General features: G+C 52.5%; 25 protein-coding genes. 5 read left to right on the forward strand and 20 right to left on the reverse strand.

All coding sequences use genetic code 11. The features are described from left to right. Positions 1-175: 175 nt before the first annotated feature. The 11 genes from AC3WT9_RS11775 to AC3WT9_RS11825 form a co-directional block, all read right to left on the reverse strand. A complete protein-coding gene (locus tag AC3WT9_RS11775; RefSeq protein WP_341379186.1) occupies positions 176-1,507 on the reverse strand; it encodes a pyrimidine-nucleoside phosphorylase in 1,332 nt (443 codons plus the stop codon). After that, on the reverse strand, positions 1,507-2,367 hold the full coding sequence (locus AC3WT9_RS11780) for a purine-nucleoside phosphorylase (RefSeq protein WP_341379187.1): 861 nt from the start codon (positions 2,365-2,367) through the stop codon (positions 1,507-1,509). Before AC3WT9_RS11780 ends, AC3WT9_RS11775 begins: the two co-directional genes overlap by 1 nt. Before the next feature lie 82 nt (positions 2,368-2,449). After that, complete coding sequence (locus AC3WT9_RS11785; protein WP_076108927.1) at positions 2,450-3,274, reverse strand: purine-nucleoside phosphorylase; 825 nt, start codon at positions 3,272-3,274, stop codon at positions 2,450-2,452. Positions 3,275-3,321: 47 nt separating this feature from the next. After that, a complete protein-coding gene (gene deoB / locus AC3WT9_RS11790; RefSeq protein ID WP_038600282.1) occupies positions 3,322-4,500 on the reverse strand; it encodes a phosphopentomutase in 1,179 nt (392 codons plus the stop codon). Positions 4,501-4,785: 285 nt separating this feature from the next. Next, positions 4,786-5,679: a site-specific tyrosine recombinase XerD gene (gene xerD / locus AC3WT9_RS11795; RefSeq protein WP_341379188.1), complete on the reverse strand. Its 894-nt coding sequence runs from the start codon at positions 5,677-5,679 to the stop codon at positions 4,786-4,788. 158 nt (positions 5,680-5,837) lie between these two features. Beyond that, positions 5,838-6,071 carry a DUF4227 family protein gene (locus tag AC3WT9_RS11800; RefSeq protein WP_038594738.1) on the reverse strand — a complete coding sequence of 78 codons (234 nt, stop codon included), beginning with the start codon at positions 6,069-6,071 and terminating at the stop codon, positions 5,838-5,840. Between the two features lie 264 nt (positions 6,072-6,335). Then, positions 6,336-6,803, reverse strand: a complete 468-nt coding sequence (fur, locus tag AC3WT9_RS11805) for a ferric iron uptake transcriptional regulator (protein WP_038594739.1) — start codon at positions 6,801-6,803, stop codon at positions 6,336-6,338. A gap of 152 nt (positions 6,804-6,955) precedes the next feature. Beyond that, positions 6,956-8,035 (reverse strand): hypothetical protein, encoded by a 1,080-nt coding sequence (locus tag AC3WT9_RS11810; protein ID WP_492407598.1) that lies wholly within the window; start codon positions 8,033-8,035, stop codon positions 6,956-6,958. A gap of 144 nt (positions 8,036-8,179) precedes the next feature. Continuing rightward, positions 8,180-8,812: a stage II sporulation protein M gene (spoIIM, locus tag AC3WT9_RS11815; RefSeq protein ID WP_341094712.1), complete on the reverse strand. Its 633-nt coding sequence runs from the start codon at positions 8,810-8,812 to the stop codon at positions 8,180-8,182. Between the two features lie 98 nt (positions 8,813-8,910). Then, positions 8,911-10,116 (reverse strand): endonuclease Q family protein, encoded by a 1,206-nt coding sequence (locus AC3WT9_RS11820; protein WP_492407702.1) that lies wholly within the window; start codon positions 10,114-10,116, stop codon positions 8,911-8,913. Beyond that, complete coding sequence (locus AC3WT9_RS11825) at positions 10,107-10,679, reverse strand: NUDIX hydrolase (protein ID WP_341094715.1); 573 nt, start codon at positions 10,677-10,679, stop codon at positions 10,107-10,109. Before AC3WT9_RS11825 ends, AC3WT9_RS11820 begins: the two co-directional genes overlap by 10 nt. A 76-nt stretch (positions 10,680-10,755) precedes the next feature. On the opposite strand from AC3WT9_RS11825, the gene AC3WT9_RS11830 reads away from it, so the two are divergent. Further along, positions 10,756-10,929: a hypothetical protein gene (locus AC3WT9_RS11830; protein ID WP_341094717.1), complete on the forward strand. Its 174-nt coding sequence runs from the start codon at positions 10,756-10,758 to the stop codon at positions 10,927-10,929. Between the two features lie 376 nt (positions 10,930-11,305). Here AC3WT9_RS11830 and AC3WT9_RS11835 read toward each other — a convergent pair whose 3' ends face one another. Beyond that, positions 11,306-12,433 (reverse strand): M20/M25/M40 family metallo-hydrolase, encoded by a 1,128-nt coding sequence (locus AC3WT9_RS11835; protein ID WP_341094719.1) that lies wholly within the window; start codon positions 12,431-12,433, stop codon positions 11,306-11,308. A gap of 95 nt (positions 12,434-12,528) precedes the next feature. On the opposite strand from AC3WT9_RS11835, the gene prli42 reads away from it, so the two are divergent. Next, on the forward strand, positions 12,529-12,630 hold the full coding sequence (gene prli42, locus AC3WT9_RS11840; RefSeq protein ID WP_144024217.1) for a stressosome-associated protein Prli42: 102 nt from the start codon (positions 12,529-12,531) through the stop codon (positions 12,628-12,630). Between the two features lie 46 nt (positions 12,631-12,676). On the opposite strand, the gene lipB is transcribed toward prli42, so the two are convergent. The 5 genes from lipB to lpdA form a co-directional block, all read right to left on the reverse strand. After that, positions 12,677-13,417 carry a lipoyl(octanoyl) transferase LipB gene (lipB, locus tag AC3WT9_RS11845; protein WP_341094720.1) on the reverse strand — a complete coding sequence of 247 codons (741 nt, stop codon included), beginning with the start codon at positions 13,415-13,417 and terminating at the stop codon, positions 12,677-12,679. 53 nt (positions 13,418-13,470) lie between these two features. Then, on the reverse strand, positions 13,471-14,883 hold the full coding sequence (locus tag AC3WT9_RS11850; RefSeq protein WP_492407599.1) for a dihydrolipoamide acetyltransferase family protein: 1,413 nt from the start codon (positions 14,881-14,883) through the stop codon (positions 13,471-13,473). Positions 14,884-15,041: 158 nt separating this feature from the next. Further along, positions 15,042-16,028: an alpha-ketoacid dehydrogenase subunit beta gene (locus tag AC3WT9_RS11855; protein ID WP_038594755.1), complete on the reverse strand. Its 987-nt coding sequence runs from the start codon at positions 16,026-16,028 to the stop codon at positions 15,042-15,044. A gap of 3 nt (positions 16,029-16,031) precedes the next feature. Further along, on the reverse strand, positions 16,032-17,063 hold the full coding sequence (locus AC3WT9_RS11860; protein WP_341094724.1) for a thiamine pyrophosphate-dependent dehydrogenase E1 component subunit alpha: 1,032 nt from the start codon (positions 17,061-17,063) through the stop codon (positions 16,032-16,034). Between the two features lie 252 nt (positions 17,064-17,315). After that, positions 17,316-18,737, reverse strand: a complete 1,422-nt coding sequence (gene lpdA, locus AC3WT9_RS11865; RefSeq protein ID WP_341379196.1) for a dihydrolipoyl dehydrogenase — start codon at positions 18,735-18,737, stop codon at positions 17,316-17,318. Positions 18,738-18,904: 167 nt separating this feature from the next. On the opposite strand from lpdA, the gene AC3WT9_RS11870 reads away from it, so the two are divergent. From AC3WT9_RS11870 to AC3WT9_RS11880, 3 genes are all read left to right on the forward strand, one after another. Next, on the forward strand, positions 18,905-19,210 hold the full coding sequence (locus AC3WT9_RS11870; RefSeq protein WP_076108915.1) for a DUF2627 domain-containing protein: 306 nt from the start codon (positions 18,905-18,907) through the stop codon (positions 19,208-19,210). 138 nt (positions 19,211-19,348) lie between these two features. Next, on the forward strand, positions 19,349-20,068 hold the full coding sequence (locus AC3WT9_RS11875; RefSeq protein ID WP_492407600.1) for an ABC transporter ATP-binding protein: 720 nt from the start codon (positions 19,349-19,351) through the stop codon (positions 20,066-20,068). Further along, complete coding sequence (locus AC3WT9_RS11880) at positions 20,068-20,796, forward strand: hypothetical protein (RefSeq protein WP_492407601.1); 729 nt, start codon at positions 20,068-20,070, stop codon at positions 20,794-20,796. Before AC3WT9_RS11875 ends, AC3WT9_RS11880 begins: the two co-directional genes overlap by 1 nt. Positions 20,797-20,908: 112 nt before the next feature. Here AC3WT9_RS11880 and AC3WT9_RS11885 read toward each other — a convergent pair whose 3' ends face one another. Genes AC3WT9_RS11885 through AC3WT9_RS11895 form a run of 3 tightly spaced genes read right to left on the reverse strand, consistent with a single transcriptional unit; the run spans position 20,909 to position 24,752 of the window. Next, complete coding sequence (locus tag AC3WT9_RS11885; protein WP_341094731.1) at positions 20,909-22,756, reverse strand: ABC transporter ATP-binding protein; 1,848 nt, start codon at positions 22,754-22,756, stop codon at positions 20,909-20,911. Beyond that, positions 22,737-24,524, reverse strand: coding sequence for an ABC transporter ATP-binding protein (locus tag AC3WT9_RS11890; RefSeq protein ID WP_341094733.1), 1,788 nt, complete (start codon positions 24,522-24,524; stop codon positions 22,737-22,739). The genes AC3WT9_RS11885 and AC3WT9_RS11890 overlap by 20 nt, the downstream gene beginning before the upstream one ends. Positions 24,525-24,542: 18 nt before the next feature. Then, positions 24,543-24,752, reverse strand: coding sequence for a hypothetical protein (locus AC3WT9_RS11895; protein WP_341094735.1), 210 nt, complete (start codon positions 24,750-24,752; stop codon positions 24,543-24,545). Positions 24,753-24,806: the final 54 nt, after the last annotated feature.

Consider the following 24,806-nt stretch of genomic DNA (forward strand, 5'->3'; position numbering starts at 1 on the left):
TTCATGGCCAGGCGCAAGTTTGATGATATTTAACGTCAAACTCCCGGAGGGTCTAGATTACATCAAATTGCAAAAAGCCGTACAGAACATTTGACTGTTCTGTACGGCTTTTCGTTTACATGATGCTGATTTATCACAGAAGTATCAAGAACCCATCACATTCCTGCACTGAATCCTAGTACCGGGTTACGCCATCTTTGGTCACAAGCGCAAACACCAGCGGCTGAGGCGGAACGGGCTGAGCGGAAATGCGGTAAGCTTCCAGCACTTTGGCTTCCGCTTCCTGCACTTTGTTCTCGCTGGCATCGTTCACATGCAATACAACAAGCGTATCACCTGCGGCTACGGCATCGCCGACTTTCAGCGACAGCTGGATGCCGACGGCGAGATCAATGACCGATTCCTTGGTCTCGCGGCCTGCGCCAAGCAGCATGGCAGCTACACCAATCTCTTCGGCTTGGATGCTCGCCACATAACCAGCGGTTGCTGCTTTCACTTCGATAAATCTTCGTGCTGCCGGCAATGTGTCCGGCGCTTCGACCTGCGACACCTTTCCGCCCTGCGCAGATACGATTTGCTTGAACTTGTCCAGAGCACTGCCATCCTCAATATGAGACATCAGGATGGAGCGGGCTTCGGCTTCGTTCTTCGCCTTGCCGCCAAGCACCAGCATTTGGCTGCCCAGAATAAGACAGACCTCCTGCAGATCCTTCGGCCCGTGGCCCTTCAAGGTTTCGATGCCTTCCTTGATTTCCAGGGCGTTGCCGATGCCGTAGCCAAGCGGCTGGTCCATGTCGCTGATGACCGCAACCGTGTTGCGGCCCAGATGGGTCCCGATATCCACCATGGCTTGCGCCAAGGCAATAGAATCGTCAAGTGTCTTCATGAACGCGCCGCTGCCGGTCTTCACATCAAGTACGATGGCATCGGCACCCGCGGCGATTTTTTTGCTCATGACGGAGCTGGCGATCAGCGGAATGGATTCCACTGTCGCTGTCACATCACGCAGTGCGTAGAGCTTCTTGTCCGCAGGTGTAATGTTGCCCGACTGGCCGATTACAGCAGCGCCGATCTCCCCTACCTGGGCGAAAAATTGTTCCCGGCCCATCTCGATAGAAAAGCCGCTGATCGACTCAAGCTTGTCGAGGGTGCCCCCGGTATGTCCCAGCCCGCGGCCGGACATTTTGGCCACCGGAACTCCGGCAGCGGCAACAAGGGGTGCCAGCACCACAGTCGTTTTATCGCCCACGCCGCCGGTGGAATGCTTGTCCACCTTGATGCCGGCAATTGGACTGAGATCGACCTGATCACCGGACATGGCCATTTCCAGCGTCAGATCGCCGGTTTCCCGTGCATTCATCCCGCGGAAATACACCGCCATTGCCCAAGCCGAGATTTGGTAGTCGGGAATTTCACCCTTGCTGTAGCCTTGGATCAGAAAAGCTATTTCTTCACGGCTAAGCTCCCCGCCGTCTCTTTTTTTCTGAATAAGATCAACCGCTCGCATTACACCTGTACCTCACGCACAAAGGCGCGCACAAGGCCGATAAACTTCGGTTTAGTCAGATTGGCAACCTTAACCACCTGCTCATGCGTCAGCGGCTCCAGCTCATCCCCGATCGCCATATCGGTGATACAGGTAATGCCGAGTACACGCAGCTTGCTGTGGCTGGCGACGATCACTTCAGGCACAGTAGACATCCCGACAGCATCGCCGCCGAGGTACGCCAGCATTTTTAGCTCCGCCGGTGTCTCATAAGTCGGACCGCTGATGCCGGCATATACGCCTTCCTGCAGTACAAGCGCTTCACCATCTACACCTTTAACTTCAGCTGCAAGCTTTTTGGCCAAAGCCATGTACTCAGGGTCATAAGCACGGGACATATCCGGGAAACGCACACCCAGCTCCGGATCATTAGGTCCGATCAGCGGGTTATCGCCAGTCATATTGAGGTGGTCGGTAATCAGCATCAGATCGCCTGCTTTGAACGCCCGGTTCATTCCGCCGCCCGCATTCGTGATCACCAGCGTACCCACGCCAAGCTTTGCCATTACATAGACCGGAAGCACAACTTTGCGCATCTCGTAGCCTTCGTAGAAGTGGAAGCGGCCCTGCATGATAATAACATCCTTGCCTTCCAGCTTCCCGATGACGAACCGGCCAGCATGGCCTTCTACCGTAGAACGCGGAAAATGAGGAATTTCTTCATAAGGCAGATACACTGCCTCTTCGATTTGGTCCCCCAGATCGCCAAGACCTGAGCCCAGAATCAGCCCGATGGACGGTGAATACGCTCCGAATTTGGATTTTACGTATTCCGCTGCTTCTTTCACCTGATTGCCGTAAGAAATATTGGTTTGTGTCATGAATTGAACCTCCCGGGTATGAATTGTTGTGGATGAATAATACTGGCATAATTCCGATGCCATTGAGTCTGATCTATAAAGCCTACATCTTCGGAATAAAGGCCAGTACCAGCTTCAAAAAGCGCTCACGCACACGTTCAGCCGTCTCCATAACCTCCGCATGGTTCAGCGGCTGGTCAAGAATGCCGGCAGCCATGTTGGTGATGCAGGAAATGCCAAGCACCTCGATACCGGCATGGCGGGCCACAATCGTCTCCGAGACGGTGGACATGCCTACAGCATCCGCACCTTGACGGCGCAGCATGACAATTTCAGCCGGAGTTTCATAGCAAGGGCCGAGCAATCCGGCATAAACGCCTTCCTTGAATTCAAAATCCTGCTCTGCCGCAGCTTCCTTCGCCGCTGCAATCAGGCGGGGGCTGTATGCAGTCGACATATCCGGGAACCGGACGCCAAGAGCATTGTCATTCGGGCCGGTCAGCGGATTGCGCCCGGTCAGGTTCAGATGATCGGTAATCAGCATCAGATCGCCGGGTGTAAAGTCCGTGTTCACGCCACCTGCGGCGTTGGTAACGAGCAGGCTGGTTACGCCAAGCTCTTTCATTACGCGCACCGGAAAAGCCGTCGTCTCCGGGCCGTAGCCTTCATACATGTGGAAACGGCCCTTCATCATTACAACTCGTCGTCCTTCGATCATTCCGATCAGCAGTTCGCCTTCATGTCCTTCTACTGTAGATACAGGAAAATGGGGGATCTCGTTGTAGGGAATTACAACCTCATCCGTAATGAGGTCTGCCAGAACGCCCAGACCTGAGCCGAGAATCAGCCCGATTTCCGGGGCGACTGTACATTTATCCTTGATATAAACCGCTGCTTCCTGAATGTGCTTTTGGCTAACTGCTTCCATGATTTATTGCCTCCTTGAGGGGTATTGATGCTTCATAGGATTTCGTATTATTTCAGTTCTGCCAAAAAGCTTGTCCCGTATTGCGGCGCTTTAGCCCCAAAGTTGTCAGCAATTGTCGCTGCCACATCTGAGAACGTCTGGCGGATGCCCAGGTTGCCCGGAGTCTTGAATCTTGGACTATAAATCAAGAGTGGCACATACTCGCGTGTGTGATCAGTTCCGCTATGGATCGGATCATTGCCGTGGTCTGCTGAGATAATGAGCAGGTCATCTTCGCCGAGTGTAGATAGCAGTTCCGGAAGCGCCTGATCGAATACCTCAAGAGCATGTCCGTACCCCTCCGGATCGCGGCGGTGGCCATACAGGGAATCGAAATCTACCAGATTCGTGAACAGGAAGCCGTCAAACGGCTTGCGCAGCTCCCGGATCGTAATCTCGATGCCATGCTCATTGCTTTTTGTCGGATAAGTGGCTGTTACGCCTTCACCTGTGAAGATATCGTTGATCTTGCCCACAGCGATAACGTCTTTACCGATATCCTCCAGCGCGTTCATTACCGTCGGCTCCGGCGGTTTGACCGCATAGTCATGGCGGTTGGGAGTACGCACAAAGTTCCCCGGTTCGCCGACATAGGGGCGGGCGATTACGCGGCCTACCGAGAACTCAGGAGCCATCGTCAGCTCGCGGGCGATTTTGCAGGCGCTGTACAGCTCTTCCAGCGGGATAATATCTTCATGAGCAGCAAGCTGGAATACGCTGTCGGCGGAAGTGTACACAATCCAGGCCCCGGTCTTCATTTGCTCTTCGCCATATTCGACCAGAATCTCTGTACCGGAAGCCGGCTTATTGCCGATCACCTTGCGTCCGGTTGCCGCTTCGAACTTCTCAATCAGCTCTGCCGGGAATCCGTCAAAATAGGTGTTGAACGGAACTTCAATCTTCAGTCCCATCAGCTCCCAATGGCCGGTCATTGTATCCTTGCCTACCGATACCTCCTGCATTTTGCCGTAATATCCGGCAGGTGCTGCTACAGGCTCCAGCGGCGGCAGCGGTGCAATATTGGCGAGACCCAGCTTTTGCAGATTAGGCAGCTTAAGACCCGGCACCCGCTCCAAAATATGTCCCAGCGTATGGGACCCTTTATCACCGAAACTTTCCGCATCCGGCGCTTCGCCGATACCAACACTATCAAGAACGATAAATCCAATTCGTTTAAATGAGGACATGTCCGTCTTCACTCCTTCGTAGTATGCATATTCTTTAGGTTACAGCAAAGCAAGAAGAAACGGCTCTACCTTCTTCCGAAGGGACAGCCCTTCCGAAGCCAGCGGCCCATTGCCCCGCTTTTTAGGTACCCGTTTCTGCCGAAAGTAACTCCCGGGGTTCACACGCTCCGGTCTATCCTTTCAGTATATTTCCATCATAACGATCTTACTCACAAAAAGCATCTTTTTACCCTTTCCCCGGGGATTACCCGCGATTCAGGTCTTATACCCATTCCGCAGCAGCAGTTACCTCGCCCGGGGATGGTGGCTTTCGTAGACTTCCTTCATATTTTTGCGGGCAATCCCGCTGTAGATCTGCGTTGTGGAAATATCCGCATGACCAAGCATCTGCTGCACGGAACGCAGATCCGCACCGCCTTCCAGCAAATGAGCAGCGAATGAATGTCTAAAGGTATGCGGAGTGATATCCTGCTCAATCTGAGCTTCACGCGCATACTTTTTAATGATTTTCCAGAAGCCCTGACGGGTCAGCCGTCCGCCCAGACTGTTCAGAAACAGGGCAGGCTCCTCCTGATTTCCCCGCAGCAGCTTGTCCCGCATCCCGGATGTATACCCCGCCACGCACTCCGCTGCAATAGCGCCGATCGGCACTACCCGTTCCTTCCCGGAAGCCCCGCTGCAGCGGGCAAACTTCAGGTCCGTATGCACGTCCTCTACATTCAGGGTAATCAGTTCTGTAACCCGGATGCCGGTGGCGTACAGCAGCTCTAGCATCGCCTTGTCGCGCATCCCCTGGGGGGTAGCATCATCAGGGGCCGCCAGCAGCCGTTCGATTTCTTCGATACTTAAGATCATCGGCGGTTTTTTGCTCGGTTTGATCATTTCCATATCCAGCGTTGGGTCCTGCATGATCAGCCGTTCTTTCAGCAGATAGTGAAAAAACGCCCGCAGCGACACCGTATTCCGGTTCACTGTTGCGGTTGCCCGCCCTGCGGTGCGGAGCTCAGCGAGATACTGCATAATATGCGATCTTCTAATCTCCTCCGGTGTAACGGCACCACGGCCTTCGGCAAACTCCAGAAACTGCGACACATCTCGTCCATAGGACTCGAGCGTGCTGGAAGATAAACCTTTCTCTACGGTTAAATATTGCATAAAAGGCTGCAAGTGTGACTTCATTTCATTCACGCTCCTGTCTGCTCAGGCTGCTCTTCGCGGCTATGCAGCATTTAGGCATGGAGTTCAGCATCTGGCTGCACAGCGGCAAGCCAGATGCATGAACTCACCTAAGGTTCATTCGACAGTGTTCCGGCTTCTTCCTGCTTCGGGCCGGGCAATCACTCGCCATACCAGTAATATAGCCGCAGACGTTCCCCTGCATTCAGACTGTCCACACTGACAGGGGCATCCTTAAAGGCCCGGACTGCCGTGCCTTCCGGGATTTCATAATGATCTATCGGACTGATCCATCCGCTTAGCCAGCTCAGGGCGTAATACAAGAAACAGCTCAATGCAACAAGCAGGGTCAAAAAATACAGCCGGCGCACCGTTCCAGGCACAGAAATAATCATTAGGATTCCTCCTAAAAGTTTTGTGAGCTTATACTTCCCAGGGTTGCTGCGTACAAAACTCACTTCGGAAGCATAAACTTATGTTTTGTGAGCTTATACTTCCGGGAATTGCTGCGGACAGAACTCGCTTCGGAAGCATAACTCGTCCTTCACTTTATGCGCCGGCGGGCGGTGATATGTATGTCGGCCTGATGAAATCATTTAAAAAGCCCCCTCCGGCAGTACACCGGGGAGAGCTTGTGCGGTAATTTATCATCTATAAGCCTATTCGGGCGTATTGCCATCCGTAGTATTCTTGTCCTTGCAGCGGTGGCAAATCCCGTGAAAATCAAGTCTATGATCGAGCACCGTGAAATTATAATCGTTCTCCAGCCGCTCTTCCAGCGGTCCGAGCCAATCCTCACGGATTTCATCCATTGTGCCGCATTGCACACAGATTAAATGATGATGATGATGTTTCGCCGTATCTGTCCGCAGGTCATAACGGGCAACTCCGTCTCCGAAATTAATCTTCTCCACGACATGAAGCTCGCTGAGCAGTTCCAGGGTCCGGTATACAGTGGCGAGACCGATCTCGGGAGCCTTTTCTTTTACAAGCATAAACACATCTTCTGCACTTAAATGATCGTCTTCGTTCTCCAGCAGCACTCTTAAGGTTGCTTCCCGTTGGGGTGTAAGCTTATATCCTTGGGATTGTAGCTGTTGCTTTATCTTGTCTATCCGGGCTTCCATAGTATCCCTCCCCCTTGGAAAATTACCGCACCGGGCATAAAACCACTTCTTCCATTATAGGGGGAGTCGCTTTGAGAAGTCAAACGCTTTTAGAGTGTGTTCAATAGTGGTATTCCGTGATGACAATACAGCTCCGACAACGGTTCTATGGACTAGTTAACAGCAGTGGTGTGGATTACTTCAATTTCAGCTCCGTTTTCTTCTCGTATGAAAAGAGTCAGCTCACCTTTGGAATAATCAAGACCCTGGTAGGTATTGAAAAGATTAATCGGAGTATATGAAGCCGCCGCAACCTTTTGGCCAGAGACGTCGTAAATTTCAATCTTTTTCTTCTCCGGGAGATAGATTAGGATATGGTTACCTATACGTTCAGACTTCCATCCCATTTCCCGATCCGTAAACGTTTCAGAGATGCCTGCTGTCTTTTTTCCTGTCGAGAGATTATACATGCCGGATAGTGAATAAGGCTGCCCAACATTCACTCCCAGCGGATTGCCCACGTTGAAGGAACTGTTAATAACAAGCTCATTGCCGGCAAATGAAGAATCGCTGCGTGTGTTCCAATCAGAAGCTATAGTGTATGTTTTCTTATTCGGGATATTAATCACACGAAAAAAATCCTGACTCTGCATTAGACTGGATCCTGTAAATTTGACCACCGCATAAGGCCCACTCAATTTAATATCTTTAAGTGTGATATCTTCGTACTTGCTGCTTGACATTCCGCCTAAATTCATTTTAAAAACAGGATTATTCCAAGGGGCTTGATACACAGCGGGAACGTTGTTACTGTACACAGAAAGTCTTTCTTTATTGCTCCCTTCTGGTGCGTACCAGTTGATCAACTCCCCATTGCTTGTTATTGATTTAGTGATTGGAGCGCTGTTAAATGCCGTAGTGGAGAGTGTCGTTCCGGCCTTACTCAGGACGATCTTTTGCAGCTTATTGTTTTTGTCTTTGGCGATCACAATGATTTTCTCCGGAGAACTCACCACATTTACATCGTATAATTTGGAATAGCGTTTGGTCCAAGCTACCTTGCCTGAGGACAGGTTAAAAACAGATATCGAGTTATCGATCTTACTACAAATAACTTTATTTTGGTCCGACAATGCAAATAGTTGCGAATCACTGGTAAGAATGCCGTCTGAAAAACTCTGTTGAACGGGTTCTGCGAAAACATTCGTAGACACCATAAACAAAAAAATCATCAGAATCCCTATTTTTTTCACCTGCTGTATCCTCCTTCCTCGGCTGCTCACCCAACACCATTTTAATTCCTATATTTGCAAATATCTACTATTCATAACTTTTTGCAATCAAAGGAATAAAAAAATGCTGCCCAGTGAAAACCCCACCCGGCAGCATTCTTTAATTCACCCTATAGATACGAGCATGGGTGTCACCCATCTCATCATCACCGGCGTCACCCAGGCCTCAAAACCGGAAATGCCCAAGACAAGTACGGCCATTCCTAGCGATAATAAGGTGTACATCGCAAAAGGCCTTGTCACCGGCGTACGCCGCTTCCCCAGCACCCTGCTGCGGATCATCAGCAGCGAGAAGGCAATAGCCGCTGCGCTGCATACGAGCAGAACCGGGATCAGCACAAGATTGTGCGGAGCAACCGAGACGAGGGCAAACAGCATGCCGTGCCAGGAATACTGGCTGACGAGACAGCCGACGGTAAAGCCGATCAGCACGCCTTTGAGAAAATCCAGGATCAGAATACCGGGAAGCCCAATGACCGACAAGCCAAGAATCCAAATGAGTCCCACCCACTTCAGATTGAGCGCGGCGATACTCCAGTAAGAGTCGGGCGCAGCCGGCAGGCCCTGCTGATCAACGGTGACGAAGAAATTCCCCATGTAATCTCCCAGCTCCTGCTGCTGGTCCAACGTTAACGCACTGACAATCAGAGCCCCGAAAACGACACCAACGAGAAATAATACGGCAACAAAAATATAAAGAGGCGTCTGTTCCTTCATCATCAGCCTTAAACTGCGCATCGGGACGTTCTCCTTTCCGGTCACATATTACACCATATGAGGAGACATCCCGCTCTATGACTTGTCCTTTGGACAGGTCGCTGTTATGCACAGCAATTCTACTTTTTGTTCACCATTACTTTACCGTACGTCCCTCCGCCTCCTGCCGATAGTGCAAGTTCCCCCGTGCGGGCAAGAACAATCTGCGCAGCCAGCTCCGTTCCCGCTACTGCAGCAATCTCCGCCTCGCCGGCGCCATGCAGAATATTCATCTCCGTGCCAAAAGCCGCCAGCAGCGCGTTCATCTTGGCCGGGCCAAGTCCCGGAATAAACTCAAGCGGCACCTGATAGTGATACGGCGGACGATGGTCCGGTACGAGGGGCTGCCCGCGGTCGGCGATGGACAGAATCCGGTCAAACACCCCCTGCACCAGCTTGGGACTGCCGCAATAAGGACAACGTTCCGAAGTGGCATACGCTTCATCAATGATGCTGCCGCATCCGGCGCAATAGGTGCGGTGATACTTGCCCAGGCGCGGGTTCAGTCCAAAATTAGCGCTGACCCTGCGGCCTGCCTTACGCTCCAGTGCCAGCTTCAGTTCGCTGAAGGACGGCCTAGCCAGCTCGATGACATTGTATTCACGGCCGATTTTGCCGAGGGAGTGGGCGTCAGAGTTGGTCAGGAAGGTATAGCTGTCCAGCTCAGAAATGTATCCTGCCATCTCCGAATCCGCGCTAAGGCCAAGCTCAACTGCTGCGATACGCTCCAGGTCAAACAGCTCGGCCATACGCTCTGCGGCACAGCCGTAAAGACCTTTATGCGGTGTGAAAATATGCGCCGGAATTAGAATGCCCCCGCGTCCGTAAATCTCATCCTGCAGTTCCCTGGATGGGGCATACAGCCGCTGGGAACTGAGATTTACGTTGCGCATATGCTTGCTCATCCAGCTGCTGAAATCCGCCATCGTCTCCAGGTCCGGCATAAAGGCTAACACATGGCATTCCTTCCGGCCAGATTCGCAGATTTCAATCTCTGACCCCAGCAGGATCGTGGTGCCCCTGTAAGCAATACCTCCACCGTCTGCCACTGTCATCTCTCCGGATTCCAGCGACTGGCGGATATCGCGTTGCACGCCGGGGGAGTGGCTGTCAATAATCCCGATTAGCCCGATCCCCTTGCGCTCTGCGGCCTCCTTGGCGATTCCGGCAAAGGTGAGATTCTTGCTGCCACTGATTTTGACAGCTTGTCCTTCCGTAGTGCGGCCGATATGAACATGCAGGTCACAGTAGAAGCTGTGCAGCTTGTTTTCCCCTTCTAGTGCCATTGGCCCGTCAGCGTATAGAGATGCCATGCATACACCGCCATCATCGTTTTGGCGTCGGCGATGCGGCCGTCCGCAATGTACTGGTAAGCTTCCTCCAGTGTAAGCTCGGAGACCTCCAGAAATTCGTCCTCATCGAGTGCCATATCTCCCGCCTGGGCGTTGTCTGTCACATACAAATGAATAATTTCATCCGCGAATCCGGGCGAGGTATAAAAGGATTTCAGCAGCTTAAGGTCGCCGCTGTGGAAGCCCGTCTCCTCCTGAAGCTCCCGGCCGGCAGCGGCCAAGGGATCTTCGCCTTTATCCAGCTTTCCTGCGGGGATCTCCACCTCGGTGCGGTGCATCGGCTGGCGGTATTGCTCCACTACAAGCATCTTGCCCTGATTCAGAGCAAGCACAGCTACAGCTCCGGGATGCTTTACGACCTCGCGGGTTGCGGTATTGCCATCCGGCAGCTTAACCGTATCCACCTGCAGGGTAATAATTTTGCCTTCAAAAATCGGCTGTGTAGACAATGTCTCTTCATCCAGTGCGGGATTGCGGTGAGTTTCATCTTTTTTCATAGTTTATGGTCTCCTTTAGCTCAGTTCTGCATAGGGTGTATTATAGCAAACTTAAGGGGAAAGAAGGAATGTAGACATGAATGACATCCTTATCCGTACAAGCTCAAAAGCAGTCACAATGGTAGGTACTCCGGAGCAGATTAAAGCAGTAATCGCCGGGTGGACCCTGCAGTACGGACGTGATATGCCCCTGTCCTACATCCTGCGGCTGCAAGCCGAATCACGGCTGAGTCCGCCTAAAGCGGGGTAACCCGCTCGCAGAATTTTTCCCTTTCCATCCCAGAATGTATCCGGACCGGAAAGACGTTATTATACCTGGTAAATCCTTTTTCCCGATCTTTCGGACCGGAAAGACGTTATTACCTTGGCAAGGGGGAAAATCGGCTTCAAAACAGAACAATAGTGTCTCTGGAGTCCATTCCCTTGTAAAAAACAGGCAATTATTTAAAATAAAGTCCATGGAGTCCGGCAGCTTCTAGTCCACATTCTAAGCCACCGAGAGTCCCCATGCGCTTGAAGGAACGTTCCCAATTTTTCAGGAAAAACATAAGGAGCTGTTCCCGGGCATCGCCCGGAAACAGCTCCTTCACTGCATATACCCAGCCTCAGCTGCTGCACATGATATTTTAAGCTTTTACACTTTCCTTAACAATGGCTACAACCAGCTCAGCCGCTTTGACGATGTCCTCGGCTTTGATCCGTTCCTTAGTGGTATGGATGTGCTCGTAACCGATGGCCAGATTTACCGTTGGTACCTTTAGACCATTGAACACATTGGCGTCGCTGCCGCCGCCGGACGGGAACAGGCGTGTCTTCAGACCGAGTGAGGTTATGGCGCGGTCCGCAAGCATCACAACCGGATCATGCTCATTAAAGCTGAAGGCCGGATAAATAATCTCACTGCGGAATTCACATTCTGCACCATGCTCACGCACTGTGGTCTCCAATGCTTCGCGCATGGAAGCCACCTGCCGGTCTACCTTCTCCTGCACAATACTGCGTGCTTCGGCATCCAGCTGCACATGGTCGCAAACCACATTTGTTGGTCCGCCGCCTGCGAACTTGCCGATATTGGCCGTAGTCTCATTGTCGATGCGTCCCAGTTTCATCGCCGAGATGGCTTTGCTTGCCACCTGAATGGCGCTGATGCCATCTTCCGGATTCACGCCGGCATGGGCGGATTTGCCGAAGATCTGCATTGTTACTTTAGCCTGGGAAGGCGCAGCAACCGCAATCGCTCCAACCTCGCCGTTGGAATCCAGCGCAAAGCCCATGTCAGCATCCAGCAGTTTGGGGTCCATGGCCCGGGCACCAAGCAGCCCGGATTCTTCACCGGCTGTAATGACAAACTGGATCTGACCGTGAGCAACACCCTGTTCCTGAATGACACGGATCGCTTCGAACAAAGCAGCTAACCCCGCTTTGTCATCCGCCCCGAGAATTGTGCTGCCGTCGCTCGTAATCCAGCCGTCTTCTCCAAGAGTAGGCTTGATATTCTGTCCGGGAACCACTGTATCCATATGGCAGGTGAACAGCAGCTTGGGAGCCGCAGCTCCATTATCGGCAGGCCAGGTAACGAACAGATTGCCTGCCCCATGTCCGGTGCGCTCCTGGGAATCGTCCTCGATAGCAGTAAGACCCAAGGCGCTGAATTTTTCTTTTAGCACATCGGCAATTTGCCGTTCGTTTCTTGTTTCACTGTCAATACGGACAAGCTCCATAAATTCCTGAATCAATCGGTCTTGTGATATCATTGGACTTCCCTCTCTTTCACGATTGCGTTACAATAGTGGTACTGTCTTAAATATCTGTACGCTCTTAACTTAAACTAATTCTAAAGGAGTCACTCATGCAACGTCAAAAATGGTTCCGTATCTTCATTTATGTCATGCTGATCGCCATGGTCGGCTCTACCTTGCTGATGGTTATCGAGCCTTTCCTGGCCGGTTAACAGCAAAAAGTAGAACGTTAATAATAGCGTCCGGGCTACCCGGGCGCTATTTGACATCCCGGGTTACCGTCAAATCGGCCTGAGCATGCGGATTCGCCGGGTTGATCACCTTATACGGAAAGTGCTGCAGGAAATAAGGAATCAGCTCCTCTGATACCTGCTCAGGATCCATGGGCCGGCCGGTGCATTCCTCCAGCGAAGTTACCCCATATTCCGCAATGCCGCAGGGGATAATCCCCTGAAACCCGCGCCCGCCAATCCCCGCAGAGATGTTGAAGGCAAAGCCGTGGCTGGTAATAAAGCCTCTGCGTGATTTGCTTCTGTTAAACTTGACACCAATCGCACAAATCTTCTGGTCGCCAACCCAAACGCCGGTATACCCGGGCTTGCGGTCACCCTCTATTCCGCAGGAAGCCAAATAATCAATAATGACAGCCTCCAACCGGCGGAGATACCCGTGCAGATCGACCCTTCCGTCCTCCCCAAGCTTCAGCAGCGGGTAGCCGACAAGCTGGCCCGGCCCATGATATGTAATGTCTCCCCCGCGGTCGATTTCAAACAGCGCAATCCCTTGCTCCTTGAGCTGTTCACCGCTGAGGAGAAGATGCTCCGGGTGATTCTGAGAACCGATGGTATAAGTGGGCGGATGCTGCAAAAGGATCAGCTGTTCCAGGCCTGTTCCGGCATCAATGGCCTGCACATGTTCCTTCTGCAGCTCCCAGGCCGCACCATATTCCATCAGGGGGTGATATGAAACTTCCAGCTTGCCAGGTTGCGGGTTATTCATAACGTCAGGTCCCCTTTGAATTAGAGTCGCCAGTCACTGAAAGTTGCAAAATATTAATACAGCTTGCTATCCGGCGTGTAGCCTTCCAGGTTATCCTTCACGCGCTGCAGGAAGCGGCCGCAAATGACGCCATCCAGAATCCGGTGATCCAGAGACAGACAAATGTTGGCCATGGAGCGCACAGCGATCATATCGTTGATGACCACAGGCTTCTTCACAATGGATTCAAAGGTCAATATTGCCGCCTGCGGGTAGTTGATAATCGGGTAGGACAGAATAGAGCCGAAAGAACCGGTGTTGTTGACGGTAAAGGTCCCCCCCTGCATATCTTCCAGGCGCAGCTTGCCGTCGCGGGTCTTTTGCGCTAATTCGTCGATCTCCCGGGCAAGTCCGGCGATGTTCTTCTGATCGGCCTTCTTAATTACCGGTGTCATAACGGAATCTTCAGTGCCAACAGCAAGTGTAATATTGATATCGCGTTTGACAATGATTTTATCAACCGCCCAGACGGAGTTCATAATCGGATAATCCTTAATCGCACTGACTACAGACTTCATCATAAAAGCGAGGTAAGTCAGGTTGATGCCTTCCTTGCGCTTGAACTCATCTTTAAGCTTATTCCGCAGCACGACGAGATTCGTCACATCCACTTCAATCATTGTCCACGCATGGGGAATCTCAGAGACACTCTGGCGCATTCTTGTGGCGATCGTGTTGCGGATCGGGGTGACGTCGATCAAAAATTCTGAACTGCTGCCCCGGCCGCCTTCCACCTCAATTGTCGGAATACGCGGAGATTCGCTCAGGTGCAGTCCGGACTGGCGAACGTGCTCCCGCGTTTCCTGCACTTCGGTCTGAACAGCCTGCAGCACAGGTTGCTGAGCGGCTTCGTGCGCCTGCCGTCCGGCTGCCGAAGCTGCTCCATTGGAGGCATGGACGGCTGCGGCCCCGCCGCTTTCCAGGAACGTCAGCACATCCTTCCGGGTGATACGGCCGCCCATACCGGTTCCCGGCACAGCGGCAAGATTAATACCGTGCTCGGCGGCGAGTGTCTGCACTGCCGGTGAGTAGCGGGAGCGCATGGGAGCGTCAGCTGGACCCCCGGCAGCTGGTAACGGCGGTTTGGCTGCTGCATGCGCCTGCGGAGCGGAATTAACCTGGCCAGCTCCGGCGGATGGAGCTGCCGGAACCGCTGGAGCTGCGGGAGCAGCCACAGCTACAGCGATACGGGCGATAACTTCGCCAACGTTGACGGTCTGGCCCTCTTCCGCGAGCAGCTCCACCAGCGTTCCTTCCACGGTGGAGGGCAGCTCTGCATTGACTTTATCTGTAATCAAATCGCAGATGGGCTCATATTGATCCACTTGATCGCCCGGCTGCTTCAGCCATTTGCCGATCGTCGCCGATACCAGCGACTCAGCCAGCTGCGGCAGAATCACGTCGATCAGCTTTGTATTGTCAGACATATTGTCACTCCTTAAAGTTTTGTAAGCAATACTTCTTGCAGCAACTTCGTACAAAACTCGCTTCGGAAGCATACGCTTAAGTTTTGTAAGCGATACTTCCTGTAGCACTCTTCGTACAAAACTCACTTCGGGAGCATGTACCCGCAGAATCAGAATGTTTAGTATTGAGCCAGCCGGAGCATCTCCGCTTTCACTTTATCTTTGCTCAGCATGAAGAATTTCTCCATCGGCGGGCTGATCGGCATCGCGGGCACATCAGGGCCGCAGAGCCGGAAGATCGGCGCGTCGAGCTCGAACAGACAATGTTCGGCAATAATGGCCGCCACCTCGCCGCCGATTCCGCCGGTCTTGTTGTCCTCATGGACAATCAGCACCTTGCCGGTCTGACGGGCAGCGGCAATAATGGCTTCACGGTCCAGCGGCTGCAGCGTGCGAAGATCCAGTATGTGTGCAGTTATGCCTTCCTCGCGCTCCAGCTCCTCCGCCGCCTGCATCGCAAAATGCAGCGGCAGGCTGTACCCGATCACCGTAATATCGCTGCCTGCGCGCAGCAGGTTCGCTTCTCCGATCGGCACGGTATAATCGTCTTCCGGCACATCTTCCTTAATCAGCTTGTAGCATTTCTTGTTCTCGAAGAATATGACCGGATCCGGGTCACGGACCGCTGCCTTCAGCAGACCTTTGGCGTCATACGCTGAATAAGGCGCCACAATCTTCAGTCCCGGTGTGCCGAAGAAAATTGATTCGGGGCACTGGGAATGATACAGCCCGCCAAATATACCGCCGCCGATAGGCGCGCGGATAACAACCGGGCAGTTCCAGTCGTTATTGGAGCGGTAACGGATTTTGGCCGCTTCGCTAATAATCTGATTGGTTGCCGGGAGCATGAAATCTGAATATTGCATTTCGGCAATGGGCTTCATGCCGTACATTGCCGCTCCAATGGCCACTCCGGCAATCGCCGACTCTGCCAGCGGGGTATCCATCACGCGTTCTTCCCCGAACTGCTCCTGCAGCCCTTTGGTAGTGGTGAACACACCACCCTTAACGCCAACATCCTCACCCAGCACGAACACGGATTCATCGCGTTCCATTTCTTCCTTCATCGCCAGCCGGATCGCATCGATATATTCCATCATTGCCATGAATTATGCTCCTCCTTTGAGGTCTGATTCACTGTATACATGCAGCAGCGTATCTTCCGGTTTCGGGAACGGTGCATTGTCAGCATATTCAATAGCCTCTTTCAGTTCAAGATTGTACTGCGCAGCCAGATCGCGTTCCTGTTCGTCACTCCACAGGCCCAGCTCTATCAGATAGTTGCGGAAGGCGGCGACGCCGTCCTTTTTCCAGTTCTCGTCAACCTCTTCTTTGGTCCGGTAAGCCAGATCGTTGTCCGAGGTGGAATGCGGTGACAGGCGGTACATCATCGCTTCGATTAGCGTTGGTCCTTCTCCTCTAAGAGCTCTCTCCCGCGCTTCCTTAACGACACGGTACACTTCAAGCGGATCATTGCCGTCTACCTGGATGCCCGGGAAGCCGTAGCCTAGCGCACGGTCACTGACTTTGCCGGCGAGCTGCTTATGGGCAGGGATGGAGATGGCGTACTGGTTGTTCTGGCAAAAAATAATGACCGGCAGCTTGTTCACACCGGCGAAATTGCACGCTTCATGAAAGTCACCCTGGTTGCTGGAGCCCTCTCCGAACGTAACAAAAGAAACAAACTTTTTCTTCTGCATCTTGGCCGCAAGCGCGAAACCTACCGCATGCGGAACTTGTGTAGTCACCGGACTTGAGCCGGTTACGATGCGCAGACGTTTGCTTCCAAAGTGGCCCGGCATCTGCCGTCCACCGCTGTTGGGATCCTCTGCCTTGGCGAACACGGAGAGCATCAGCTCGCGCATGGTCATGCCCACGGTAAGCACAAAGGCATAATCGCGGTAATACGGAAGGAAATAATCATTCTGCCGGTCCAGTGCAAAGGCCGCCGCCACTTGCGCCGCCTCCTGGCCGATGCCGGAAACATGGAAGTTAATCTTCCCGGCGCGCTGCAGCAGCAGACTGCGCTCATCGTACTTCCGTCCCATCTGCATATATTTGTACATATCTATGACCTGGCCGTCGCTGAGTCCAAGCTCCTGATGTCTGTTGACTGCTCCTACAGTACCTTGAGATTCCATATGAGAGGTACCTCCTAAAAGTTTTGTGAGCCTAATCCCACTAAATTGGTTTCGTACAAACTTGCATTAGATGTTTAAAATTATAACAACCTGTGCCTGATCTTATAACCTGGTACTAATACATGGCTTGAGTTCATTATAATCCCTTTCTGTACAAAAAGAAAAGAGAGGAAAAGCCGGAATAGAGCTATTTCGGCGTATAACGCTTCACCAGCTCTATCCGGCATTCTCTTTGGGGACCTTTCTCGTATACTAAAAACCGATTGATTTGCCATCTACCGCCAGCATGGCTTCTCCAATAATCTCAGAAAGCGTCGGATGGGCGTGGATGGCTTCGCCGATCTCCCAAGGGGTGGCGTCCAGCAGCTGCGCCAGCGCCGCTTCGCCGATGAGATCGGTCACATGCGGTCCGATCATTTGAACACCGAGAATATCCCCGCTGCTTCGGTCGGCAACGACTTTGACAAAACCGTCCTTCATCCCGTAGACGATAGCTTTGCCGATAGCCGAGAACGGAAATTTCCCGGTCACGACATCATGGCCAAGATTCTTGGCCTCTTTCTCCGTATATCCGACACTGGCCACTTCCGGCCGTGTGTAGACACAGCGGGGTACCTGATGGATATGATAGGGATGGAGCTTCTCACCTGCCAGGTGGTTCACCGCGCGAATACCTTCATGGCTGGCAGCATGGGCCAGCTGCAGACCGCCGATGCAATCGCCGATACCGTAGATATGCGGCTCATTCGTCTGCATGTTGGCGTTAACCTCGATCACACCTTTATCGAAGCGGATATCGGTATTTTCCAATCCAATATTTTCGATATTGGCTACTCTGCCGACAGATACCAGCAGCTTCTCTGCGGACAAGCTCTGACTCTGTTCTCCCTTGCGGGCTTCAATCGTTACGCCGTCCTCCGTTACCACACAAGTCTCAGCATCCACGGTTGTCCCCGTCAGAACTTTGACCCCGCGTTTTTTGAGCAGACGCAGCAGCTCCCGGGCAATTTCCTCGTCCTCCAGCGGCAGCAGCTGGCCTGCGGCCTCGACCACAGTCACCTGTACACCGAAATCAACGAGCATTGAAGCCCACTCCACTCCGATTACTCCGCCGCCCACAATAATGATCGAAGACGGCAGTTCTTCAAGCGTCAGCGCTTCTTCACTGCTCAGAATAACCTTGCCATCCGGTTTAAGTCCCGGCAGCACGCGGGGGCGTGAGCCTGTAGCGACAATAAGATTGGATGAGACTACAGTCTCCATCTCGCCATTCTCCAGTTCCACCGCCACAGCACCGCTGCGCGGAGAGAAAATCGAAGGCCCGATGACCCGGCCTTTCCCTTTGAGGACCTGGATTTTATTCTTGCGCATCAAATATTGCACACCCTCATGAAGCTGTTCCACCACAGCTTCCTTGCGGCGCTGCACCTTCGGGAATACCAGCTGCACGCCTGTTGTTTCGATGCCATAACTTTCGCTTTCATTTATCTCAGCATACACTTCTGCGCTGCGCAGCAGCGACTTGCTTGGAATACAGCCGCGGTGCAGGCAGGTGCCGCCCAGTTTGTCCATTTCGATGACGACAACCGACTTTCCCAGCTGGGCCGCGCGGATCGCCGCCACATAACCTCCGGTTCCACCGCCCAGTATTGCCACGTCACAGGATATTGTCATGATATGTATCCTCCAGTCATTACTCATAAGTTCTGCATAACCTATTACATTGTACTCTCTTTTATGCCCATTACAAACTTATAATCGTCATGTATTCATGGACTTTTTCCTGGTGAAGCGTTATCATATGGGGGAATCCAAAGGGCTGCGAAGGAGATGGAACCCTCATGAAACTGCTGATTTCACGCTTCATTGCCATCCTTATTCTGGTTATTCCCGGCCTGCTGGCCATGACGGGCTTCCTTATGATGAAAGATGATATTTTCAACTATATCTCCATGCATGGTGACGATGCCGTGACACCGGATTTTGCCTGGCTGCATTTTGGCGGGGGGCTGTTGCTCTTCTTGGCCGGGATGAGCTTTCTCGGAGGCTGGATTCTGACGCGTGACCGTAAAAAGAACTATGTCGGCCCCCGGTTCAGAGAGAAGCAAAAAATCCAGCAGCCGCCTGCTGCGAAAAGTAATCCTTAACTGTAATTAACTTAAATCACTTGACCAGGCATTTCCGAAGTCATTCGGAGATGCCTTTTTCTTTTTTGATTCTATGAATCCTTTGGGAAATAAGGTATATTTTCCCTGTAACTTATTTCAATCAGGGAGTGGTATGTCTTGCTGCATCAACAACAGGCCCCAGTACTGGACAGCAATGCGATTATCGTATCCGGCGCAGGCAAAACATTAAATCAGACCAAGATCATCCGCAACGTTTCTTTCGCTGTGCCTCAAAATAGCATTTTCGCCATCATCGGCCCGAACGGAGCGGGCAAAACAACGCTGCTGCGTCTCATCACGGGTCTCTTGACTCTGGATGAAGGAACGATTACTTATTCCAGCGATCCGCGGCAAATCTCAGTATTGCTGGAGAACGATTACTTATTTGAGACCAAAACCGGGCGTGAAAACATCCGTGATTTCTGCATCTATTTGGACGTAAGTCCCGCATTAGTTTCTACGATGATCGAACGATACGCTGCTCTTCTGCAGCTCGAAACCGCACTTGATAATAAAGTGGCTACCTACTCCAAAGGCATGAAACGAAAGCTGTCGCTGCTGATTACGCTGCTGAAGGATTCCCCCATCCTGCTGCTGGACGAGCCCACCTCCGGTGTCGATCCCGAATCAAGACTGGTCATGCGCAGTGTTCTGCGCGGTTTGAAGGATGAAGGCAAAACACTTATCCTTACCTCTCACGATCTGGCGGAGGTTCAAAAAACCAGCGATTGGATCACCATTCTGATCGGCGGTTCCAATGTAGAAACCATTCATAATCAAGAATTCTGCGGTGATTTGGAGCAACGGTTCTTCACTATACTTAAGGAGGCTAGATAATGAGGCTGCATCCGGTGAACAAATTGAATATTAAAGATGTCCTGAGAACCCCCTCCTATGTTGCCATGCTCCTAATCATGATAATCTTGCCGTTTAACTCCCTGCTGCAAATTCTGAGAACCAACACCGGCCCAATGTCCTTTATTCCGGTATATATTTACCTTGTCCTGAACCTCTCGATCTATCTCTTTCTTAATATGATTGCCCTCAGTCTAATAGTTATTTCCGAAAAAACCTCGGGGCGCTGCGAATATTACCTTGCCAATAAGGTCGATATCCGCCAGCTAACTTCTTTATACAGCCGCTCCGCCTTTGTGCTAAGCATTGCTCCTATCCTGCTTTTTAATGCTCTCGTGTTTGCCTATGCCCTGGTTTCCCGGGAAGCCTTGCTGCTCCATCTGTTCCAGAATGTTGCTTTTGTGATGTTTGCTGCGGCTTATCTCTTGTTTACCTATGCGGCCACCGGAACATTGACGCTGTTCTCCATGCTCTCCAAGTCCCCCGAGCGGGTGAGGACTTTCCTTTCGGTCAGTGCCGTTCTGTTTGTGTTTGCCGCCTCACTGCCTGGCACATTCCTCCGCAAGCTCGGGATTACACCGGATGGTAACGCCATCCTCTGGATTACCGGCTGCATGCTGCTTCTCCTCGCTGCACTCTGCACCGCTGTGCGCTCCTCTCTAAACGGGAAGCTGAGCAATGAAAGCATTATATTATCCTACAAACAGTAGCTCCATTTTTCGGAAAAGTCCAAAAAGCAGCAAACCCGCCCCAGTCCCACTGCTTGTCTGGATGACGTATCCTGCTGCTTCCCGTTAGCCGTTCTAATTCTGGACTGTGCCCTTATATCGCTGCCTCATCCTTAGTACCCCGAACCAGTTCGCTGTACAGTCCGCCTTGCTGCAGCAGTTCGTCATGTGTGCCCTGCTGCAGCAAACGTCCGCCCTGCAATACCAGGATACGGTCCGCCGCACGGATGGTGCCCAGTCTGTGGGCGATCACGAAGCTGGTCCGGCCTTTCATCAGCGCCTGCAGCCCTTCCTGAATCTTGATTTCAGTCACCGTATCAATGCTGCTGGTCGCTTCATCCAGCACCAGCATGGAAGGATTGGCGAGAATCGCTCTTGCGATCGCCAGCAGCTGCTTCTGCCCCTGGCTGATCCCGCTGCCGTCCACGGAGAGCATCCGCTCATAGCCGCCGCGCATCCGCATGATGAAGGAATGGGCATTCGCCAGCTTCGCCGCCTGCTCCACTTCCTCGTCCGTAGCGTCCAGCCTGCCGTAGCGGATATTGTCGCGGATTGTGCCTTTGAACAAGAAGGAATCCTGCAGCACAAAAGCCATCTGGCTGCGCAGACTTTCCCTGCGGATGGACGAAAGCTCCATGCCGTCCAGCGTAATGCTTCCTTTGCCCGGATCATAGAACCGCGACAAGAGGCCTATCAGTGTTGTCTTGCCGGCCCCTGTAGGTCCGACGAGGGCGATCATCTCGCCCGGCTTCGCCTCAAAGCTGATATTCTGCAATATATCGGCGCCGCCGTCATAAGAGAAAGAGACGTCCTTGAACGTTACCGCCCCCTCTACCTGTTCCAGCGATACCGCCGCGCCTTCATCCTTGGCTTCAGTCTCTTCGTCCATAACCTCAAACACCCGCTCCGCCCCGGCAATCGCCGACAGCAGTGTGTTCCACTGGTTCGCCAGATCATTAAGCGGCCGCGTAAATTGACGTGTATACTCCACAAAGGCGATGATTACACCGACAGTGACCAGGCCGCGGACCGCCAGCAGGCCGCCCACACCGGCAACAATGGCAAAGCTCAGATTGTTCAGGCCATTCATCAGCTTGGGAATGAAGCCGGAAATGGACTGCGCCCAATACCCGGACAGCATAATCCGCGTATTGCGTTCACGGAAACCGGAAATGACCCGCTCCTCCTGCGAGAACGCCTTGATAATCCGTTGTCCTGACAATGTTTCTTCTATATAGCCGTTGAGCTCGCCCATGCTGCGCTGCCGCTCCTTGAACAGCGGACCGGTACGCCGCGTTATCCAGCGCATCCCCAGCGTCATCAGCGGCACTACAATGAACGTCAGCAGCGTTAGCAGCGGACTGAGCCATAGCATGACACCTACGGTACCCAGCAGCGTAAGAACACTGGAGAAAATCTGGATCGCCGAGCTGTTTAGCGTGGAGCTGATATTCTCGATGTCATTGGTCAGGCGGCTCATAATTTCCCCCTGCTGTCTGCGGTTGAAGAAGGAAATCGGCAGACGGTGCAGATGGGCAAACAAATCGGTGCGTATCCGGTAGATTGTCTCCTGGGCAATTTCGATCATCCAAATATTTTGCAGCCAGGAAGTTAATGAATTGAGCACATATACAAGTGCAAGGGTAATGAGGAAGGTCCCCCAGGTTCTGCCCCCCGATCCCTCTAGGTAATGATCGACCGCCCGGCTGATCAGATAAGGTCCAAGCAGCGCCAGACCGGAGCTGAACAGCACCATCAAAAGCACGAGGAACAGCTTGGCTTTGCGCTCGGCAAGATAACTCCAGATCCGTTTCAGCGTAGCCGGCCAATTTTTCGCTTTCGCTTGGGGCTTGCGGCTCGAGGCCGCCCCGAAGCTTCTACCCTCTCCAAGCCCCAGATCCAGCTTCGGATGCTTGAAAGGTTCAATTAATGCTTTGAACATGATGCACCGCCTCCTTACCCTGGGATTCATATATTCTCCGGTAGAGCGAAGAGCCGGTCATAAGCTCTCCATGGGTACCTTTGGCGATTAAACGGCCTTCATCCAGCAGCAGGATCAGGTCTGCCGATACCGTGGAGCTGATCTTCTGGGTAATAAGAAAGGTTGTGCAGGACATATGCTTCAGTTCCTCCAGCAAAAGACTTTCCGTTACTGCATCTAGCGCACTGGTGCTGTCATCCAGAATGAGTATCGCAGGCTTTCGCACAAGCGCCCGGGCGATAGTCAGCCGCTGCTTTTGCCCGCCGGACAGATTGACCCCCCGCTGCCCCAGCATGGTGTCATAGCCTTGAGGAAGACCTGTCACCGTTTCGTGGATTTGCGCCGCAGCTGCTGCCCGCTCGATCTCTTCCCGGGTTGCGTGCTCATTCCCCCAGGCAATATTGTCACGTACCGAGCCGGTGAAAAGCAGTACCTCTTGTGGCACATAACCAATCGCTCCCCTCAGCTTGGCAATGTCCAGCTCCGAGCTGTCCACACCGTCAATTGCGATCACCCCATGGTTCTGCTCATATAACCGGGGAATCAGTCCGACCAACGAGGACTTCCCGGAGCCCGTTGCCCCCATAATCGCCACCCGTTCTCCAGATTTCACCTTGAAGGAGATCTCTTCCAGCACTGCGATCTCGCTCCCCGGATAACTGAAGCTGACATTTTCAAATTCAACCTCACCCTGTATAGCAAAAGATCCGGTATAGTCACTGCGTCCAGAAACGCCACGCTTACGCTCATAGGCCTGTATGCCTTGCTCCGCCGTTACGTCCTGAACTGCATCTGCCGACATCACTTCCGCCACCCGCTGCGAAGAAGCTATTGCACGCGAGAACGTCGCCATGATCGAAGACAAGGCTGACATAGCACCTATCGTCCGCAAAGAGTAGTTAATGACCGCCACGGTCTGTCCCAGGGTTGCTTCCCCTGCAGAAATCTCAATCCTTCCAAACCATAAAACCGCCATAATCCCCGCGTTGACGATCAGCATAATCAGCGGAGCTGTTGTTTCCGTCAATCGCAGTGCAGCTACAGTTGACTTCATCAGCTCTCCGCTGAATGAAGCAAACCGGCCAATCTCATGGCCCATACGTACAAACACACGAATTAAGCGGATGCCGGTCAGATTCTCCTGAATAACGCCGTTTACTCCATCAAGCCGGACCTGGACGCTGCGAAACAAACCTGATGACCTGCGTATCACCCACGCCAGGAACAGAATCAGCACCGGCAATGTCACCGTCAGCAGCAGCCCCAGCTTCACATGCACGACCAAAGCCATAATCACACTACCCAAGACAACTAGCGGCACCCGGGTCATAAACCGCAGCCCCATAAATATTGTATCCTGCAGCTGGGTCACATCTCCCGTAAGGCGTGTAATCAGTGACGAGGTCGGAAAACGGCTGAACACTTCATAGGTGAAGGACTGCACCTTCCCGTACAGCTTATCCCTGAGATCAAAGGCAAACCCCTGACTGGCATGAGACGCAAAAAAAGAGCTGAGCACACCCGCCGCAAACGCTATAACCGCGCTTACTGCAAGTACACCGCCCCACAGCCAGACTACTGAATTATCCTTCTCCCTGATCCCATTATCGATAATTTTGGAGATCAGCAAAGGCTGCGACAGTTCCACCGAAAGCTCGATAAGCATCATTACCAGGGCGGCGATTGCCGCCACCCGGTATCTTTTGAGATAAGAAAAAATTAAGTTCATCGACGTTACCCCATTTGATTATTCGTAGAGCGCATCCCGCAGGCGGGTGGACATTGCCGAACCCTGCCCCGTCTTGAGTATCACCCGCCGCAGCGCCTTGTTGCTCCGGTTCATTTCTGCTAATTCATCAAGCATTTCCGTCAATAAACTTTGCGTTTCCGGGGACAGTTCCCCACTCTCCTGAAGTGCTGCCATTTTCTCCTTATAATGCTCCATTTTCTCCGTCAACTGCCAAACTTCCTTTCTGTCAAGGCTTCTCCTGTGGAAGTCCATAATTGCGTA

It is taken from the genome of Paenibacillus sp. EB106-06-01-XG199, assembly GCF_058791575.1.

Coding starts and splice junctions, on each gene's coding strand:
- AC3WT9_RS11890 (WP_341094733.1), bottom strand. CDS start 24,524: ATGAACTTAATTTTTTCTTATCTCAAAAGATACCGGGTGGCGGCAATC.
- AC3WT9_RS11855 (WP_038594755.1), bottom strand. CDS start 16,028: ATGGCAATGATGGAATATATCGATGCGATCCGGCTGGCGATGAAGGAA.
- AC3WT9_RS11835 (WP_341094719.1), bottom strand. CDS start 12,433: ATGATATCACAAGACCGATTGATTCAGGAATTTATGGAGCTTGTCCGT.
- AC3WT9_RS11885 (WP_341094731.1), bottom strand. CDS start 22,756: ATGTTCAAAGCATTAATTGAACCTTTCAAGCATCCGAAGCTGGATCTG.
- deoB (WP_038600282.1), bottom strand. CDS start 4,500: ATGTCCTCATTTAAACGAATTGGATTTATCGTTCTTGATAGTGTTGGT.
- AC3WT9_RS11860 (WP_341094724.1), bottom strand. CDS start 17,063: ATGGAATCTCAAGGTACTGTAGGAGCAGTCAACAGACATCAGGAGCTT.
- fur (WP_038594739.1), bottom strand. CDS start 6,803: ATGGAAGCCCGGATAGACAAGATAAAGCAACAGCTACAATCCCAAGGA.
- AC3WT9_RS11870 (WP_076108915.1), top strand. CDS start 18,905: ATGAAACTGCTGATTTCACGCTTCATTGCCATCCTTATTCTGGTTATT.
- AC3WT9_RS11820 (WP_492407702.1), bottom strand. CDS start 10,116: ATGGCACTAGAAGGGGAAAACAAGCTGCACAGCTTCTACTGTGACCTG.
- AC3WT9_RS11830 (WP_341094717.1), top strand. CDS start 10,756: ATGAATGACATCCTTATCCGTACAAGCTCAAAAGCAGTCACAATGGTA.
- AC3WT9_RS11785 (WP_076108927.1), bottom strand. CDS start 3,274: ATGGAAGCAGTTAGCCAAAAGCACATTCAGGAAGCAGCGGTTTATATC.
- spoIIM (WP_341094712.1), bottom strand. CDS start 8,812: ATGCGCAGTTTAAGGCTGATGATGAAGGAACAGACGCCTCTTTATATT.
- lpdA (WP_341379196.1), bottom strand. CDS start 18,737: ATGACAATATCCTGTGACGTGGCAATACTGGGCGGTGGAACCGGAGGT.
- prli42 (WP_144024217.1), top strand. CDS start 12,529: ATGCAACGTCAAAAATGGTTCCGTATCTTCATTTATGTCATGCTGATC.
- AC3WT9_RS11880 (WP_492407601.1), top strand. CDS start 20,068: ATGAGGCTGCATCCGGTGAACAAATTGAATATTAAAGATGTCCTGAGA.
- AC3WT9_RS11800 (WP_038594738.1), bottom strand. CDS start 6,071: ATGATTATTTCTGTGCCTGGAACGGTGCGCCGGCTGTATTTTTTGACC.
- AC3WT9_RS11825 (WP_341094715.1), bottom strand. CDS start 10,679: ATGAAAAAAGATGAAACTCACCGCAATCCCGCACTGGATGAAGAGACA.
- AC3WT9_RS11775 (WP_341379186.1), bottom strand. CDS start 1,507: ATGCGAGCGGTTGATCTTATTCAGAAAAAAAGAGACGGCGGGGAGCTT.
- AC3WT9_RS11850 (WP_492407599.1), bottom strand. CDS start 14,883: ATGTCTGACAATACAAAGCTGATCGACGTGATTCTGCCGCAGCTGGCT.
- xerD (WP_341379188.1), bottom strand. CDS start 5,679: ATGAAGTCACACTTGCAGCCTTTTATGCAATATTTAACCGTAGAGAAA.
- lipB (WP_341094720.1), bottom strand. CDS start 13,417: ATGAATAACCCGCAACCTGGCAAGCTGGAAGTTTCATATCACCCCCTG.
- AC3WT9_RS11780 (WP_341379187.1), bottom strand. CDS start 2,367: ATGACACAAACCAATATTTCTTACGGCAATCAGGTGAAAGAAGCAGCG.